A 16,810-nucleotide genomic window follows, 5' to 3' on the forward strand; every position below is an offset into this window, starting at 1 on the left:
CGGGCCTCCTGGTTCATGCGAGACGCGTGATTAGGACGACTTCTTGGTGTCGTCCACTTCCTCGAAGTCGGCGTCGACGACGTCGTCGGAGCCGGTCGCTTCGGGGTTGCCTTCGCTCTTCTGGCTCTCGGCGTCGGCATACATCGCCTCGCCGAGCTTCATCGAAGCCTGGGCAAGCGTATTGGTCTTCTGCTGGATCGCTTCCGGATCGTCGCCCTCGAGCGCGGTCTTCAGATCGGCGATGGCCGTCTCGATCGTCGACTTGTCGGCAGCCGAGATCTTGGAGCCGTATTCGCCGAGCGACTTCTCAGTCGAATGGACCAGCGCTTCGCCCTGGTTTTTCGCCTCGACGACAGCGCGACGCTTCTTGTCTTCGGCTGCGTGGCTCTCGGCGTCCTTGACCATCTGCTCGATGTCGGCGTCGGAAAGACCGCCCGAGGCCTGGATGCGGATCTGCTGCTCCTTGCCCGTGCCCTTGTCCTTGGCCGACACGTTGACGATGCCGTTGGCGTCGATGTCGAAGGTGACCTCGATCTGCGGCACGCCGCGCGGCGCCGGCGGCAGGCCGACCAGGTCGAACTGGCCGAGCATCTTGTTGTCGGCGGCCATTTCGCGCTCGCCCTGGAAGACGCGGATGGTCACGGCGGACTGGGAATCCTCAGCCGTCGAGAACACCTGGCTCTTCTTCGTCGGGATCGTCGTGTTGCGTTCGATCAGGCGCGTGAACACGCCGCCCAGCGTCTCGATGCCGAGCGAAAGCGGGGTCACGTCGAGCAGCAGAACGTCCTTGACGTCGCCCTGCAGCACGCCGGCCTGGATCGCGGCGCCCATGGCGACGACTTCATCCGGGTTGACGCCCTTGTGCGGGTCCTTCCCGAAGAACTGCTTCACGATCTCCTGGATCTTGGGCATGCGGGTCATGCCGCCGACCAGGACCACTTCGTCGATCTCGGCTGCCGAAAGGCCGGCATCCTTGAGCGCCGCCTTGCAGGGCGCCACGGTGCGCTGCACCAGATCGTCGACCAGCGCTTCGAACTTCGAGCGGGTCAGCTTGATCGCAAGGTGCTTCGGACCCTTGGCGTCGGCCGTGATGAAGGGCAGGTTGATTTCGGTCTGTTGCGCCGAGGAAAGCTCGATCTTGGCCTTCTCCGCGGCTTCCTTCAGGCGCTGCAGCGCCAGCTTGTCGCCGCGCAGGTCGATGCCCTGCTCGCGCTTGAACTCGTCGGCGAGGTAGCCGACCAGGCGCATGTCGAAGTCTTCACCGCCGAGGAACGTGTCGCCATTGGTCGACTTCACCTCGAAGACGCCGTCGCCGATCTCGAGAATCGAGATGTCGAACGTGCCGCCGCCAAGGTCATAGACCGCGATCGTCTTGCCGTCGTTCTTGTCGAGGCCGTAGGCCAGCGCTGCCGCCGTCGGCTCGTTGATGATGCGCAGCACTTCGAGGCCGGCGATCTTGCCGGCGTCCTTGGTGGCCTGGCGCTGGGCGTCGTTGAAGTAGGCGGGAACCGTGATGACGGCCTGCTCGACCGGCGTGCCGAGGAAGGCTTCGGCGGTTTCCTTCATCTTCATCAGGATGAAGGCGGAGATCTGCGCCGGCGAGTACTTCTCGCCGTCGACTTCGACCCACGCGTCGCCGTTTGGTCCCTTGACGATGTTGTAGGGGACGAGGTGCTTGTCCTTCTCGACCATCGGGTCGTCATAGCGGCGACCGATCAGTCGCTTCACCGCGAAGAAGGTATGTTCGGGATTGGTGACCGCCTGGCGCTTCGCCGGCTGGCCAACCAGTTTCTCGCCGTCATCCGTGAACGCGACCATGGACGGCGTCGTGCGCGCGCCTTCTGCGTTCTCGATGACCTTGGGCGTCTTGCCGTCCATGACGGCGAGGCAGGAATTCGTCGTTCCGAGGTCGATGCCGATGACCTTAGCCATATTCTCTCTCCTTTTGGCGGGCCGTGCGGACCCTCTTCGAGGCTTCCGCCGTGCCGGGCAGGTGCCCGTACGGCCCCCATGAACACTGTGATTTGCGCGGTATCGGCAAAGCATGCCGGCCTACGCAGGTTCTGCGCGTATATAAGAAGATGCCTAAACCGCCGCAAGGCGGCTCTCATTGCGATTGAGGCCCATCTTTCGTTCCAGAGGTACATTCTCCAGCAATGGTCACAAGTGAGCGGCATACGCCGCCTTTGCAAGGGTTCCGGCTCGTGCCGGGAAGGTTCGATCGTTCCGCCCAGGAAGCCCTGCGCGACGCGATCCGGGCCATCGTCGTCGCCGCCCCGCTCTACCGGCCGAGCATGCCGCGAACCGGCAAGCCGTTTTCGGTGCGGATGACCAATTGCGGCGTCCTCGGCTGGGTCTCAGACCAGACCGGCTACCGTTACCAGCCGACCCATCCGGTGACGGGCGAGCCCTGGCCCGCCATCCCGCCGATGCTGCTCGACCTCTGGCGGGAACTGGCCGATTATCCCGAACCGCCGGAAGCCTGCCTGATCAATTTCTACGATGCGGACGCCCGTCTAGGTCTCCACCAGGATGCCGACGAAGAAGAGTTCGCGGCCCCCGTGCTCTCCGTCTCGCTCGGCGACACCTGCCTGTTCCGCATCGGCGGAACCAGGCGAAGCGATCCGACCCGGTCGATCCGTCTCGCTTCCGGAGATGTGGTGCTGCTCGGCGGCGAGGCAAGGCTCGCCTTTCATGGCGTCGACCGGATCTATCCCGCCACCTCGACGTTGCTTGCACAAGGCGGGAGAATCAATCTGACGTTGCGCCGCATCACGAAACCGGCCAGCGCTATTCCCGCTTCGGGATTTCTTCGTTAACTAAGGCCGTCAAACGTTCTTGCGCCAATAAAGGAAACGTCTTGCCTGATTCAAACAGCGTCCTGATCGTCACGGATATCCAGAACGACTTTCTGCCGGGCGGTGCCCTGGCAGTGACGGACGGCGACGCGATCCTCCCGCTGGTCAACGACCTGGCCCGGCGCTTCAAGAATGTCGTGATCACGCAGGATTGGCATACAGCCGGCCATATCTCGTTTGCCTCGGCCCATGCCGGCCGCAAGCCCTTCGAGACGATCAGCCTGCGCTACGGCCCGCAGGTGCTCTGGCCGGACCATTGCATCCAGGGCACGCAGGGCGCGGCGCTCGCCTCGGGCCTCGATATTCCCCATGCCCAGCTGATCCTGCGCAAGGGCTACCACGCCCATGCCGACAGCTATTCGGCCTTCTTCGAGGCCGACCGCAAGACGCCGACCGGCCTCACCGGCTATCTGTTCGAGCGCAGCATCGAGGAAGTCTTCGTGGTCGGTCTTGCCACCGATTTCTGCGTGTCCTGGACGGCGCAGGATGCGCGCGCCCATGGCTTCAAGACGACGGTGATCGAGGATGCCTGCCGGGCCATCGACACCGAGGGGTCGCTCGCCGAGGCGATCGCCGTGATGGACCGCGCCGGCGTGCGCCGGGTCCGCTCGGAAGCCCTCGCGGCCTGACACGAAAACGGCGCAGAAACCCTCAGGCCTCCGCGCCGCTTGGACTATCCTCGATGATGAGGTTCAGCCGCCGACATTGAAGGCGGCGAGCGCCGCCATATTGACGATGTCGCTGTCGCGCGCGCTGAGCGACAGGATCTGCACCGGCTTGTCGAGGCCGACCAGCAGCGGGCCGATCACCGTGGCGCCGCCCAGTTCCTGCAGCATCTTGGTCGAGATCGAGGCCGAGTGGAACGCCGGCATCACCAGCACATTCGCCGGTCCCGAAAGGCGGCAGAACGGATAGGCCGCCATCGCCTTCGGGTTCAGCGCCACATCGGCCGCCATCTCGCCATCGAACTCGAAGCTGACGCGGCGCTTCTCCAGGATCTGCACCGCCTCGCGCACATGGCGCGAGCGTTCGCTCTCCGGCTGGCCGAATGTCGAATAGGCGAGCATCGCGACACGCGGCTCGTAGCCGAGCCGCTTGGCAACGCCGGCTGCCTCGACGGCGATGTCGGCCAGTTCCTCGCCCGAGGGCATGTCGTGCACGGCGGTGTCGGCGACGACGACGGTGCGACCGCGCACCAGCGTGATCGACACGCCGATGACCCGGTGGCCGGGCTTGGTGTCGATGACCTTGCGGACATCGCTGAGCACGGTCGAATAGTTGCGCGTCACGCCCGAGACCATCGCGTCCGCATCGCCGAGCGCCACCATGGTGGCGCCGAAATAATTGCGATCGGTGTTGATCAGGCGCTGGCTGTCGCGGTGCAGATAGCCCTGCCGCTGCAGGCGGGCGTAGAGGAAGTCGATATAGGCAGGATTGCGCTTGGAGAGCCGCGCATTGTGGATCTCCATGCCGGGGACCAGGTCGATGCCGGCATTCGCCGCCGTCTCGCGGATGATGTCCTCGCGGCCGATCAGGATCGCCGTGCCCAGCTCCTGGGCGACGAAGCTGGCGGCGGCGCGGATCACCTGCTCCTCCTCGCCCTCGGCGAAGACGACGCGCTTCGGATTGCGGCGGACGCGTTCGTAGATGCGCGCCAGCGTGCCGACGATCGGGTCGCGGCGGGCCGACAGCTCGATCTTATAGGCCGCCATGTCCTCGATCGGCTTGCGCGCGACGCCGGTATCCATCGCCGCCTGGGCGACAGCCGCCGGGATCTCCGACAGCAGGCGCGGATCGAACGGCACCGGGATGATGTAATGCGGCCCGAAGCGGGGACGCACGCCCTGATAGGCGGCGGCGACCTCGTCCGGCACGTCCTTGCGGGCGAGCGCGGCCAGCGCCTGCGCCGCGGCGATCTTCATCTCTTCGTTGATCGTGGTGGCGCGCACGTCGAGCGCGCCGCGGAAGATGTAGGGGAAGCCGAGGACGTTGTTGACCTGGTTGGGATAGTCCGAGCGGCCAGTGGCGATGATGACGTCGTCGCGGACCTCGGCCGCTTCCTCCGGCGTGATCTCCGGATCGGGATTGGCCATCGCGAAGATGATTGGCCGCGGCGCCATGGCGCGCACCATGTCGGCGGTCAGCGCACCCTTGGCCGAGACGCCGAAGAAGATGTCGGCGCCCTGCATCGCGTCTTCCAGCGTGCGGGCATCGGTCGGCGAGGCATGCGCCGTCTTCCACTGGTTCATGCCCTCGGTGCGGCCCTGGTAGACGACGCCTTTGGTGTCGCAGAGCAGCACGTTTTCCGACGGCATGCCCATGGCCTTGACCAGCTCGATGCAGGCGATGCCGGCAGCGCCGGCGCCGTTGCAGACCAGCTTGGTCGTCTTAATGTCGCGGCCGGTCAGGTGCAGCGCGTTGATCATGCCGGCGGCGGCGATGATCGCCGTGCCATGCTGGTCGTCATGGAAGACCGGGATGTCCATCAGCTCGCGCAGGCGGCTTTCGATGATGAAGCAGTCCGGCGCCTTGATGTCTTCGAGGTTGATGCCGCCGAAGGACGGGCCGAGATAGCGCACGGAATTGACGAAGGCGTCGACGTCCTCGGTATCGATCTCGAGATCGATCGAATCGACGTCGGCGAAGCGCTTGAACAGCACCGCCTTGCCTTCCATCACCGGCTTCGAGGCGAGCGGGCCCAGATTGCCGAGGCCGAGGATGGCGGTGCCGTTGGAGATGACGGCGACCATGTTGCCGCGCGTCGTGTAGTCGAACGCCTTGGAGGGATCCGCGGCGATGGCGTGCACCGGTACGGCGACGCCGGGCGAATAGGCGAGCGACAGGTCGCGCTGGGTCGCCATCGGCTTGGTCGGCGTGATTTCCAGCTTGCCGGGCCGCCCTTGGGCGTGGAAGTCCAGCGCCTCCTTGTCGGTCAGCACAGGGCCGCTCTTGGCGGGGCGTTTGGTTTCGGTCATGGAGAGGGCTCGGCGTCAGGCGTTTCCGGGGCGGACGGCATTCGCCGTCTCAAAAATGCGGATGCGGACGATATCACCGGTTTCTGTGATCTCAAGCATGCCGATCGCGGTCGCGAGGGTGAAACACCTTCAACGTTTTGCTAGCGTCGCGCCATGCTTGATCCCCGCTCCGCCCCCGACGCCGCCGCGCTCCGTCCCACGCCGATGATGGAGCAGTTCCTCGAGATCAAGGAAGCCAACCCCGGCAGCCTGCTTTTCTACCGGATGGGCGACTTCTACGAGATGTTCTTCGAGGATGCGGAGATCGCCTCCCGGGCGCTCGGCATCACCTTGACCAAGCGCGGCAAGCATCTTGGCGACGACATCCCGATGTGCGGCGTGCCGGTCCATGCCGCCAATGACTATCTGCAGAAGCTGATCTCGCTGGGACATCGGGTCGCGGTCTGCGAACAGCAGGAAGATCCGGCCGAGGCGAAGAAGCGGCCCGGCAAATCGGTGGTCAAGCGCGGCGTCGTCCGTCTGGTGACGCCGGGCACGCTGACCGAGGACACGCTGCTCGACGCCGGCCGCAACAACTATCTCGCCGCGGTGGCGCGGCTGCGCGGCGCGGCGGCGGATGGCAGCGACCGCTTCTCTATCGCCTGGATCGACATCTCGACCGGCGATTTCCGCCTGGCCGAGACCGACCAGCTGCGGCTTTCCGCCGATATCGCCCGCGTCGATCCGCGTGAGCTCCTGGTGCCCGACAGCTTCTTCGCCGATGACACGCTCGGCCCCTTCGTGCGCGAGCTTGCCGTCGCCGTGACGCCGCTGCCCGGCGCTTTCTTCGATGGTGCGACCGCAGGCGCCCGCCTCGCCGCCTATTTCGGCGTCAACACGCTGGACGGCCTTGGCTCCTTCTCCCGCGTCGAGCTTTCGGCGGCGGCGGCGGCGCTCGCCTATGTCGAGAAGACGCAGATCGGCGAGCGGCCGCCGCTGTCGCGCCCGGTGCGCGAGAGCGACGGCGCGGTGATGCTGATCGACGCCGCCACCCGCGCCAATCTCGAGCTGGTGCGCACGCTGTCGGGCGAGCGGCGCGGCAGCCTGCTCGCGGCGATCGACCGCACCGTGACGGGCGCCGGATCGCGGCTCTTGGCCGAGCGGCTGTCCAGCCCCTCGACCGACCCTGATCTGATCGAGCGACGGCTCGACGCGCTCGACTACATGCTGAAGCTCGGCCGTCGCCGGGGCGTGATCCGAGAGGCGCTGGGCGCCAGCCCCGATCTCGCCCGCGCCCTGTCGCGCCTGTCGCTCAATCGCGGCGGCCCGCGCGATCTCGCCGGCATCCGCTTCTCGCTCGATGCCGCGGCGCGCCTGGCCGAGGTGCTTGGCGAGGCCGATGCGGCGCTGCCGGAGGAACTCGTCGCCGCCCGCGCCGCGCTGGTCGGCGCGCCGCACGATCTCGCCGCCGAACTGGCGGGCGCGCTGGCCGACGAACTGCCGCTGTTGAAGCGCGATGGCGGCTTCGTCCGTCCGGGCTATGACGCCGATCTCGACACGACGCGGGCGCTGCGCGACGAAAGCCGCCAGGTGATCGCCGGGCTGCAGGCGACCTATTCGGCCGAGACCGACATCAAGGCGCTGAAGATCAAGCACAACAACGTGCTCGGCTACTTCATCGAGGTGCCGCAGCAATATGGCGAGCGGCTGCTCGGCGCCGATTATGCCGGCCGCTACATCCATCGCCAGACCATGGCCGGCGCCATGCGCTTCATTACCACGGAGCTCGCCGACCTGGAGGCGAAGATCGCTTCCGCCGGCGACCGGGCGCTGGCGATCGAGCAGGCGACTTTTGACGCGCTGCTGGCGCATGTCGTCGGCGTCTCGGACGCGCTGAAGGCGGTGGCCGCGGCGCTGGCGGTGATCGACGTGACGGCGGCGCTGGCGACGCTCGCCGAGACCGACAACTACGCCCGGCCGGTGGTCGATCACTCGCTCGCCTTCTCGATCCAGGGTGGCCGCCATCCGGTGGTCGAGCAGGCGCTGAAGCGCGAGGGCAGCGTTGCCTTCGTCGCCAATGGTTGCGAACTCGGCGCGCGCAAGGAAGGCAAGCCCGGCCGGATCTGGCTGATCACCGGTCCGAACATGGCCGGTAAGTCGACCTTCCTGCGCCAGAACGGCCTGATCGCCATCCTGGCCCAGATCGGCTCCTATGTGCCGGCGGACAGCGCCCATATCGGCATCGTCGACCGGCTGTTCAGCCGCGTCGGCGCGGCCGACGACCTTGCCCGCGGGCGCTCCACCTTCATGGTCGAGATGGTCGAGACGGCGGCGATCCTCAACCAGGCGACCGACCGCTCGCTGGTGATCCTCGACGAGATCGGCCGCGGCACCGCGACCTTCGACGGCCTGTCGATTGCCTGGGCGGCGATCGAGCATCTGCACGAGGTCAACCGCTCGCGCGGCCTGTTCGCCACGCATTATCACGAGCTGACTGCGCTGTCGCAGCGGCTCGATCGGCTGGAAAACGCCACCGTCCGGGTCAAGGAATGGAATGGCGACGTCGTCTTCCTGCACGAGATCGTCGCCGGCGCCGCCGATCGTTCCTATGGCATCCAGGTGGCGAAGCTCGCTGGCCTGCCGGCTTCGGTGGTGGCGCGGGCGCGCGACGTACTCTCGCATCTGGAGGAAACCGACCGGAAATCCCCGGCGGCGACGCTGATCGACGATTTGCCGCTTTTCGCGGTTTTGGCCGCGAAACCGCAGCCTGTCGTTGCGGAAGATCCGCTCGGCCCCGTGCTCGACGGGCTGCAGCCGGACGAAATGACCCCGCGCGAGGCGCTGGAGGCGCTTTACCGGTTGAAGGCGCTGCGGCCGCGTCACCCCTGACGCGCCGCCTCCTATTGGCGCGGGCGCAAAAAGCGGTTTACGGTCCGGGCAGATTTCCCATGCCCCAACGTCGATTGCCTCCATGACCCGATCCGATACCGCGCTCCTCGACCGCCCCCCGCTCGCGGCTGAACTGCACGCGCTGGCGCCCGGGCTGGACAAGACGGCGCTGCGTTCGGCCGTGCTGACCCATCTGAAGCAGGTGCTGCGGGACGGGCGCGCCGCCGCCGAGGCGCAGCTGATCGCCGATGGCCATGGCAGCGCCTGCGCACGAACGCTTTCGAAGCTGCAGGACGATGTGATCGGCGCGATCTACGAGGTCGCCATCCGCCACATCTATCCGGCCGAGAACCCCACCTCGGCCGAGCGCATGGCGCTGGTCGCCGTCGGCGGCTATGGCCGCGGCATGCTGGCGCCTGGCTCCGACATCGATCTCCTCTTCGTGCTGCCCTACAAGCAGACGCCCTGGGGTGAGAGCGTCGTCGAATTCGTGCTCTACATGCTGTGGGATCTCGGCCTCAAGGTCGGCCACGCCACGCGCAATGTCGACGAATGCATCCGCCTGTCGCGCGGCGACATGACGATCCGCACCGCCATTCTCGAATCCCGCTTCCTCTGGGGCGACGACCGGCTGTTCGACGAGCTCACCCAGCGCTTCGACGCGGAAGTGGCCAAGGGCACGGGGCCGGAATTCATCGCCGCGAAGCTCGCCGAGCGCGACGAGCGCCACCGGCGCCAGGGCGCCTCGCGCTATCTGGTCGAGCCCAACGTCAAGGAAGGCAAGGGCGGCCTGCGCGACCTGCACACGCTGTTCTGGATAGCCAAGTATTTCTACCAGGTCCGCTCGGGCAACGCGCTGGTCGAGGCGGGCCTGTTCTCGCGCTCCGAACTGGCGCTGTTCCGCAAGTCCGAGGACTTCCTCTGGTCCGTGCGCTGCCACCTCCACTTCCTGACCGGGCGGCCGGAAGAGCGGCTTTCCTTCGATGTCCAGCGCGAGATGGCGGTTCGCCTCGGCTACACCTCGCATCCCGGCATGAAGGATGTCGAGCGCTTCATGAAGCACTATTTCCTGGTCGCCAAGGATGTCGGCGACCTGACGATGATCTTCTGCGCGGGGCTGGAAGAGGAGAACGCCAAGCCGGCGCCGTTGCTGAACCGCTTCTTCAATTTCGGCTCGCGCCGTCGCCACCGCAAGATCACCGATTCCAGCGATTTCATCGTCGAGCACGACCGCATCAACATGGCGGCGCCCGACGTGTTCGCGCGCGACCCGGTCAATCTGATCCGCATCTTCCACCTCGCCGACAAGCACAACCTCGCCTTTCACCCCGACGCGATGAAGGAGGTGACGCGTTCGCTGAAGCTGATCGACGGCAAGTTGCGCGACGACCCCGAGGCGAACCGGCTGTTCCTGGAACTGCTCGCCTCGCGCAACCAGCCCGAAACCGTCATCCGCCGCATGAACGAGGCTGGCGTGCTCGGCCGCTTCGTGCCGGATTTCGGCAAGGTCGTGGCGATGATGCAGTTCAACATGTACCACCACTATACGGTGGACGAGCACCTGATCCGCTCCGTCGGCGTGCTGGCCGAGATCGATGCCGGCGCGCGCAGCGAGGAGCATCCGCTCGCCAATATGGTGATGCCGACCATTCAGGATCGTACCGCCCTTTACGTGGCGATGTTCCTGCATGACGTCGCCAAGGGCCGGCCGGAGGATCATTCGATCGCCGGCGCGAGGGTGGCGCGCCGGTTGGGGCCCCGGCTCGGACTGACGCCGGCGCAGACCGAGACGGTGGCCTGGCTGATCGAGCATCACCTCTTGATGAGCATGACGGCGCAGTCGCGCGATCTGGGCGACCGCAAGACGATCCAGGATTTCGCGGCCGTGGTGCAGAGCCTCGAGCGGCTGAAGATGCTGCTCGTACTCACCATCGCCGACATCAAGGCGGTCGGGCCGGGCGTGTGGAACGGCTGGAAGGGCCAGCTGCTGCGCACGCTTTACTACGAGACCGAGCCGCATCTGACCGGCGGCCACAGCCAGGTATCGCGCGATGAGCGCGTCGCGGCGGCCAAGGCCGAGCTGGTCGACGCGCTGAAGGATTGGCCGCAGGCCGAGCTCGACGCCTATCGCGACCGGCACTATCCGGCCTATTGGCTCCGCGTCGATCTCCCGCGCAAGATCGCCCACGCCTCGCTGATCCGCAACGCCGATCGGTCCGGCCAGACGCTGGCGACGGCCGTGTCGACGCATGCTTTCGAGGCGATCACCGAGATCACCGTGCTGGCGCCGGATCATCCGCGCCTGCTGTCGATGATCGCCGGCGCCTGCACCGCGGCGGGCGGCAACATCGTCGACGCGCAGATCTTCACGACGACCGACGGGCTCGCCATCGATACGATCTTCATCGCGCGGGAATTCGATACCGACGAGGAAGAGATGACACGCGCGCTGAAGGTGGGCGCGCTGATCGAGCAGGCGCTCTCCGGCGCCGTCGCGCTGCCGGAGGCGATCGCCAAGAAGGCGAAGCCGCGTGCCAAGATCAAGGCTTTCACCGTCGAGACGCAGATCCTGCTCGACAATTCCTGGTCGAACCAGTTCACCGCGATCGAGGCATCCGGGTTGGATCGTCCCGGCCTGCTCTACGACCTGACGCGCTCGATCTCGGATCTGAACCTCAACATTGCCTCGGCGCATGTCGTGACCTTCGGCGAGCGGGCGGTCGACGTCTTCTATGTCACCGATCTGACCGGCCGGAAGGTGATGAATGCCAATCGCGAGGCGAGCATCCGCCGCCGCCTGCATCAGGCTTTTGAGGGCATCGCGCCGGTAGACAAGACGCCGACCCGCAAGGCCGGCTGAGGCGGCGCGTCGGGTGCCGCCGACGTCCGGGCGCACGGATCGGCGGGGGCCGTCGCTCGGCCTTCGCTTTGCCTTGATTTTCCAGCACCCAAAGGCGTAACTCGGCCCGCTCGCGGGTGCGGGCGATCCCGTCCTCTTTCCGATCCGCCAGGTGGCAATGTCTCTCCTGAAAAACTTTGTCACCGTCGGTGGCTCGACGACATCGAGCCGGCTTCTCGGCTTCGTCCGCGACATGTTCATGGCAGCCGCCCTCGGCACCGGACCGGTGGCCGATGCCTTTTTCGTCGCCTTCCGCTTTCCCAATCTGTTCCGCCGGCTCTTTGCGGAAGGCGCGTTCGCTTCGGCATTTGTCCCGCTTTTCGCACGCAAGCTGGAGGGCGATGGACTTGAAGAGGCGCGCCGCTTCGGCTCGGAGGCCATGTCGGCGCTCTTTGCTGTCCTGGTGTTGATCACCGTCGTCGCGATCGTCGCGATGGTACCGCTCATGTACATCTTGGCGCCGGGATTTGCGTCCGATCCGTCCAAGTTCGAGTTGACGGTGCTGTTGACGCGGATCTCCTTCCCTTATCTGACCTTGATCTCGCTGCTGGCGCTCTACAGTGGTGTTCTGAATGCGCATGGGCGGTTCATGGCGGCGGCCATGGCGCCGGCGCTTCTCAACGTCGCTCTGGTAGCCGCGCTCGCCTATATCCTGTTCACGAAGTTGGAGAGCACGGCTGAAGCTGGCATTCTGCTTTCCTGGGCGACGCTGGTGGGTGGCGTTCTCCAACTCGCATTCGTCATGATCGACGCCTGGCGCAACGGCCTGCTGCTTCGTCTCCGCTGGCCAAGACTCACCCCGGATGTCCGCCGGCTGACGGCACTGGCCGTCCCGGGGTTCATTGCGGGCGGCGTCACCCAGATCAATATCGTCATCGGCACGATGATCGCGTCGTTTGCGCCGGGGGCGATCTCGATCCTTACCCTCGCTGATCGCCTGTACCAGCTGCCCCTCGGCATTGTCGGCGCGACCATTGCCGTCGTCATGCTGCCGGACCTGTCGCGTCACATCCGCGCCGACCGTCAGGACTTGGCTCAGCACACGCAGAATCGCAGCCTCGAATTCGCGATGGCGTTGACGCTACCAGCGGCGATTGCCTTGTTTGTTTTGGCAAAGCCGATTGTCCAGGTCGTTTTTCAGCGCGGCGAATTCGGGCCCGACGCCACCATTGCCACGGCGCACACCTTGATGGGATATGCCGTTGGCCTCCCGGCTTTCGTGCTGATCAAGGTGTTTTCATCTGGCTTCTTCGCCCGCGAGGACACCAAGACGCCAATGTGGTTCGCGGGGGTCGGCGTGGCCGTCAACATCATCGGCTCGCTGGTGCTGTTCCCCTCGCTCACCTATGTCGGCATCGCGATCGCCACCAGCCTCTCGGGCTGGGTCAATGCCGCCTTGCTCGGCTGGGCGCTGCACAAGCGCGGCCATTTCCAGTTCGATGACAAGGTGAAGCGCAACATGCCAATGGTGCTGGTCGCCGCCATGGCAATGGGGCTTTCGATCTTCCTCGCCGCCTGGTGGGCCGAGCCGTATTTCGTGGATCAGCGCATCGTCTTCCGAGTGGTGGCGATGGGCACGATCTGCGGCATCGGGCTCGTGCTGTTCGCGCTGTTCTGCCAGCTGACCGGCGTCGTCCATTTCGGCACGATCCTCGGCAAGCTGCGCAACCGCAGGCGCCGCTAACCTTCCGCGCTTGCGCGCATCGACACGTCGCGCCATAACGCGCCGGAAAAACGGGGTTTCTGATGACCGAATTCAAGACGCGCATCTTTTCCGGCGTCCAGCCGACCGGCAATCTGCACCTGGGCAACTATCTCGGCGCGATCGTCAATTTCGTCGCGCTGCAGGAAGCCAATGAGTGCATCTACTGCGTCGTCGACATGCACGCGATCACGGTCTGGCAGGATCCGGCCGAACTGACGCGGCAGATCCGCGAGGTCACGGCCGCCTTCGTCGCCGCCGGCATCGACCCCGTGTCGCATATCGTCTTCAACCAGAGCCAGGTTTCCGCCCATGCGGAGCTGGCCTGGATCTTCAATTGCGTCGCGCGCATCGGCTGGATGAACCGCATGACGCAGTTCAAGGACAAGGCCGGCAAGGACAAGGAGAACGCCTCGCTCGGCCTTCTCGCCTATCCGAGCCTGATGGCCGCCGACATCCTCGCCTACCAGGCGACGCATGTTCCCGTCGGCGAGGACCAGAAGCAGCACCTCGAGCTGACGCGCGACATCGCCCAGAAGTTCAATAACGACTATTCCGAGTCGATCGCGGCGCATGGCTTCGGCGATGCCTATTTCCCGATCACCGAGCCGGTCATCACCGGCCCGGCCACCCGAATCATGTCGCTGCGCGACGGCACCAAGAAGATGTCGAAGTCGGACCCGTCCGATTATTCGCGCATCAACCTGACCGACGACGCCGACGGCATCGCGCAGAAGATCCGCAAGGCCAAGACCGATGCCGAGCCCCTTCCCGGCGATGTCGAGGGCCTGAAGGGCCGTCCCGAGGCCGACAACCTCGTCGGCATCTATGCCGCCCTCTCCGGCCTCACCAAGGAAGACGTCCTGCGCGAGTTCGGCGGCCAGCAATTCTCCGGCTTCAAGCCGGCGCTGGCCGATCTGGCGGTCGAGAAGCTCGGCCCCGTCGGCGGCGAGATGCGTCGCCTGATGGCCGATCCCGGCCATATCGATGCGATCCTCGCCGATGGCGCGGCGCGCGCCGATGCGATCGCCCGCCCGATCCTCGACGGCGTCAAGGACGTCGTCGGCTTCATCCGCCGCAAGTAAGGCGCGTCGGCGACTTGCGGCAGCGGTCGCCGGGTGGCAGCATCGAGCCATGCTGATGAAGCGCAAGAGCACCGAGACCGGTCACCGCCGCAAGTTTCTGGCGGTGATCGACGACACGCCCGAATGCTCGCGCGCCGTCATCTATGGCGCGCGCCGCGCCGATCGCACCAGCGGCGGCCTCGTGCTGCTCTATGTGATCGAGCCGACCGGCTTCCAGCACTGGATCGGCGTGGAAAACATCATGCGGGCCGAGGCGATGGACGAGGCCGAGACGACGCTCGGCCGTTTCGCCGATATCGCCCGCCGCCATTCCTCGATCGAGCCGGAAATGGTGATTCGCGAGGGCACCCGCGCCGAGCAGATCACCGCGCTGATCGAGGAGGACGAGGATATCGCCATCCTGGTTCTGGCCGCCGGCACCGACAAGGAAGGCCCGGGCCCGCTGGTTTCCTCGATCGCCGGCAAGCTGGCGGCAACCTTCCCGGTGCCGATCACCATTGTCCCCGGCACGCTTTCCGACGATGACATCGCCGCCATCGCTTGAAACCTGACCCCAAGACTACGATTTTAGCGTTCACGCCGTGATTCCGCTTGGACGGAAGGGCGGCAGTGACTACTATGCGTTTCTAGAAATATTCTAAACAAGATCGCACGGAGCCCGCATCATGTTCATCCAAACCGAAGCGACGCCGAATCCGTCGACCTTGAAGTTCCTGCCCGGCCGGCTCGTCCTGCCGGAAAGCACGGCCGATTTCCGCGATCCCGACGAGGCCGAGCGTTCGCCGCTGGCCGAGCGTCTGTTCGCCGTCAACGGCGTGGCCGGCGTGTTCCTGGGGCATGACTTCATCAGCGTGACCAAGAAGGAGGGCGAGTGGCAGCACATGAAGCCCGCCATCCTCGGCGCGATCATGGAGCACTTTATGGCCGGCGTCCCGGTCATGGCGACGCTGAAGCCGCACACCCCCGACCAGGGCGAGTTCTTCGAGGAGGGCGATGCCGAGCTGGTCGAGACGATCAAGGAACTGATCGAGACGCGCGTCCGTCCGGCCGTGGCGCAGGATGGTGGCGACATCACCTTCCAGGGCTTCCGCGATGGCGTCGTCTATCTCAACATGCGCGGCTCCTGCGCCGGTTGCCCGTCCTCGACGGCGACCCTCAAGCACGGCATCCAGAACCTCCTGCGTCATTTCGTGCCGGAAGTTCGCGAGGTTGAGGCAGTTTCCTGATCGGCGGCGCTCGACAGCCCCGCCTTCTGGCTCTATCCGGGTCTGATGACCCTGCTTGCCATCGATACCGCCCTTGAAAATTGCTCCGTTGGCCTTTCGGCCGGCGGGGCTGTCTTTTTGCGCGCCGAGACCATCGGCAAGGGCCATGCCGAACGGCTGATGCCGGAGATCGCCGCCCTGCTGGCCGAGGCCGGCGTGGCGATATCGGCCATCCAACGCATCGCCGTCTCGGTCGGGCCCGGCTCGTTCACCGGCCTGCGCGTGGGCATCGCCGCCGCGCGCGGCCTGGCGCTGGTCTACCGCGTCCCGGTCGTCGGCGTCGGCACGCTGCTCACCCATGCCGCCCTGGCCACGAGCCTGCGCCCGCCCGGAAACGAGCGGCCGATCCTCGCCCTGCTGCCGGCTCGTGGCGACGAACTCTATGGCCAGCTGTTTTCGGCGAAGCTGGAACCGGCCGGCGAGGCGGTGCTCGCCTCGATCGGGCATTTCGCGGCGCTCGCCGACGAGTCGGACGCCGATCTGGCCGGTGCCGGCGCGATCCGGCTGGAACGGCCGGATCGGGTGATCCACGATCGTTCGGCCCCGGATATCGCGACGCTGCTTTCGCTGGGCGCCAGCCTCGATCCGGCCGATCACCCGCCCAAACCGCTCTACCTCAAGCCCCCCGACGCCAAGCCGCAGCTTCACAAGGGAATCGCGCGCCAATGATGGACCTTCTGCTGCGACCCCGCATCATCATCGACGCCGTGGACCCTGCCGATATCGACGCGCTCGTGGAGATCCACGCCGCCGGCTTCCGTCGTGGCTGGAGCGCCGACGAGATCGACGGGCTGGTCGCCGACAAGACGGTGACCGGTCATGTGTTGCGGCGGGAATCGCCGTTTGGCACGCGGCGTCCGCAGGGCTTCATCCTGGTGCGCACTGTCGCCGGCGAGGCCGAGGTGCTGACGATCGCCGTGGCGCCGGGCGCCCGCGGGCGCGGCTATGGCCGCCTGCTGATGGAAGAGGCGCTGCGCGCGCTCTACCGCGAACTTGTCCCCGAAGTCTTTCTCGAGGTCGACGAGAACAATGCGAGCGCCGTTTCCCTCTACAGATCGCTTGGATTTGTCGAAGTCGGACGCCGGAAGGGCTACTATGCCGATGGCAAGGGGCCGGGCGGCACCGCGCTTGTCATGCGGCTGCAACTCCGCTAAGCGC

The 16,810-nt window shown here is 66.0% G+C and carries 12 protein-coding genes; 10 read left to right on the forward strand and 2 right to left on the reverse strand.

Translation table 11 applies throughout. The features are described from left to right. Positions 1-30: 30 nt before the first annotated feature. On the reverse strand, positions 31-1,932 hold the full coding sequence (gene dnaK / locus ABIE08_RS17395) for a molecular chaperone DnaK (protein WP_354553014.1): 1,902 nt from the start codon (positions 1,930-1,932) through the stop codon (positions 31-33). Between the two features lie 224 nt (positions 1,933-2,156). Here dnaK and ABIE08_RS17400 point away from each other — a divergent pair, with 224 nt between their 5' ends. Further along, entirely contained in the window at positions 2,157-2,819 is a 663-nt protein-coding gene (locus tag ABIE08_RS17400) for an alpha-ketoglutarate-dependent dioxygenase AlkB family protein (RefSeq protein WP_354553016.1), read from the forward strand. After that, positions 2,807-3,487 (forward strand): bifunctional nicotinamidase/pyrazinamidase, encoded by a 681-nt coding sequence (gene pncA / locus ABIE08_RS17405; protein ID WP_354553596.1) that lies wholly within the window; start codon positions 2,807-2,809, stop codon positions 3,485-3,487. The genes ABIE08_RS17400 and pncA overlap by 13 nt, the downstream gene beginning before the upstream one ends. Positions 3,488-3,550: 63 nt before the next feature. Here the strand turns inward: pncA and ABIE08_RS17410 are convergent, their stop codons facing one another. Beyond that, positions 3,551-5,833: an NADP-dependent malic enzyme gene (locus ABIE08_RS17410; RefSeq protein WP_354553018.1), complete on the reverse strand. Its 2,283-nt coding sequence runs from the start codon at positions 5,831-5,833 to the stop codon at positions 3,551-3,553. Positions 5,834-5,986: 153 nt separating this feature from the next. Between ABIE08_RS17410 and mutS the strand changes: the two genes are divergently transcribed. The 8 genes from mutS (at position 5,987) to ABIE08_RS17450 (ending at position 16,806) form a co-directional block, all read left to right on the forward strand. Next, entirely contained in the window at positions 5,987-8,701 is a 2,715-nt protein-coding gene (gene mutS, locus ABIE08_RS17415) for a DNA mismatch repair protein MutS (RefSeq protein WP_354553020.1), read from the forward strand. A gap of 73 nt (positions 8,702-8,774) precedes the next feature. Then, positions 8,775-11,561, forward strand: a complete 2,787-nt coding sequence (locus ABIE08_RS17420; protein ID WP_436409580.1) for a [protein-PII] uridylyltransferase — start codon at positions 8,775-8,777, stop codon at positions 11,559-11,561. Positions 11,562-11,718: 157 nt separating this feature from the next. Then, positions 11,719-13,284: a murein biosynthesis integral membrane protein MurJ gene (gene murJ / locus ABIE08_RS17425; protein WP_354553023.1), complete on the forward strand. Its 1,566-nt coding sequence runs from the start codon at positions 11,719-11,721 to the stop codon at positions 13,282-13,284. 62 nt (positions 13,285-13,346) lie between these two features. Then, complete coding sequence (gene trpS, locus ABIE08_RS17430) at positions 13,347-14,387, forward strand: tryptophan--tRNA ligase (protein ID WP_354553025.1); 1,041 nt, start codon at positions 13,347-13,349, stop codon at positions 14,385-14,387. Positions 14,388-14,436: 49 nt separating this feature from the next. Then, positions 14,437-14,931 carry a universal stress protein gene (locus tag ABIE08_RS17435; RefSeq protein WP_354553027.1) on the forward strand — a complete coding sequence of 165 codons (495 nt, stop codon included), beginning with the start codon at positions 14,437-14,439 and terminating at the stop codon, positions 14,929-14,931. 121 nt (positions 14,932-15,052) lie between these two features. Beyond that, positions 15,053-15,613, forward strand: a complete 561-nt coding sequence (locus ABIE08_RS17440; protein WP_266333796.1) for a NifU family protein — start codon at positions 15,053-15,055, stop codon at positions 15,611-15,613. Between the two features lie 45 nt (positions 15,614-15,658). After that, complete coding sequence (gene tsaB, locus ABIE08_RS17445; protein WP_354553029.1) at positions 15,659-16,321, forward strand: tRNA (adenosine(37)-N6)-threonylcarbamoyltransferase complex dimerization subunit type 1 TsaB; 663 nt, start codon at positions 15,659-15,661, stop codon at positions 16,319-16,321. Further along, complete coding sequence (locus ABIE08_RS17450) at positions 16,318-16,806, forward strand: GNAT family N-acetyltransferase (RefSeq protein ID WP_354553031.1); 489 nt, start codon at positions 16,318-16,320, stop codon at positions 16,804-16,806. Before tsaB ends, ABIE08_RS17450 begins: the two co-directional genes overlap by 4 nt. Positions 16,807-16,810 lie beyond the last annotated feature (4 nt).

The organism is Kaistia defluvii, from assembly GCF_040548815.1.
GTDB classification, from domain to species: Bacteria; Pseudomonadota; Alphaproteobacteria; order Rhizobiales; family Kaistiaceae; genus Kaistia; species Kaistia defluvii_A.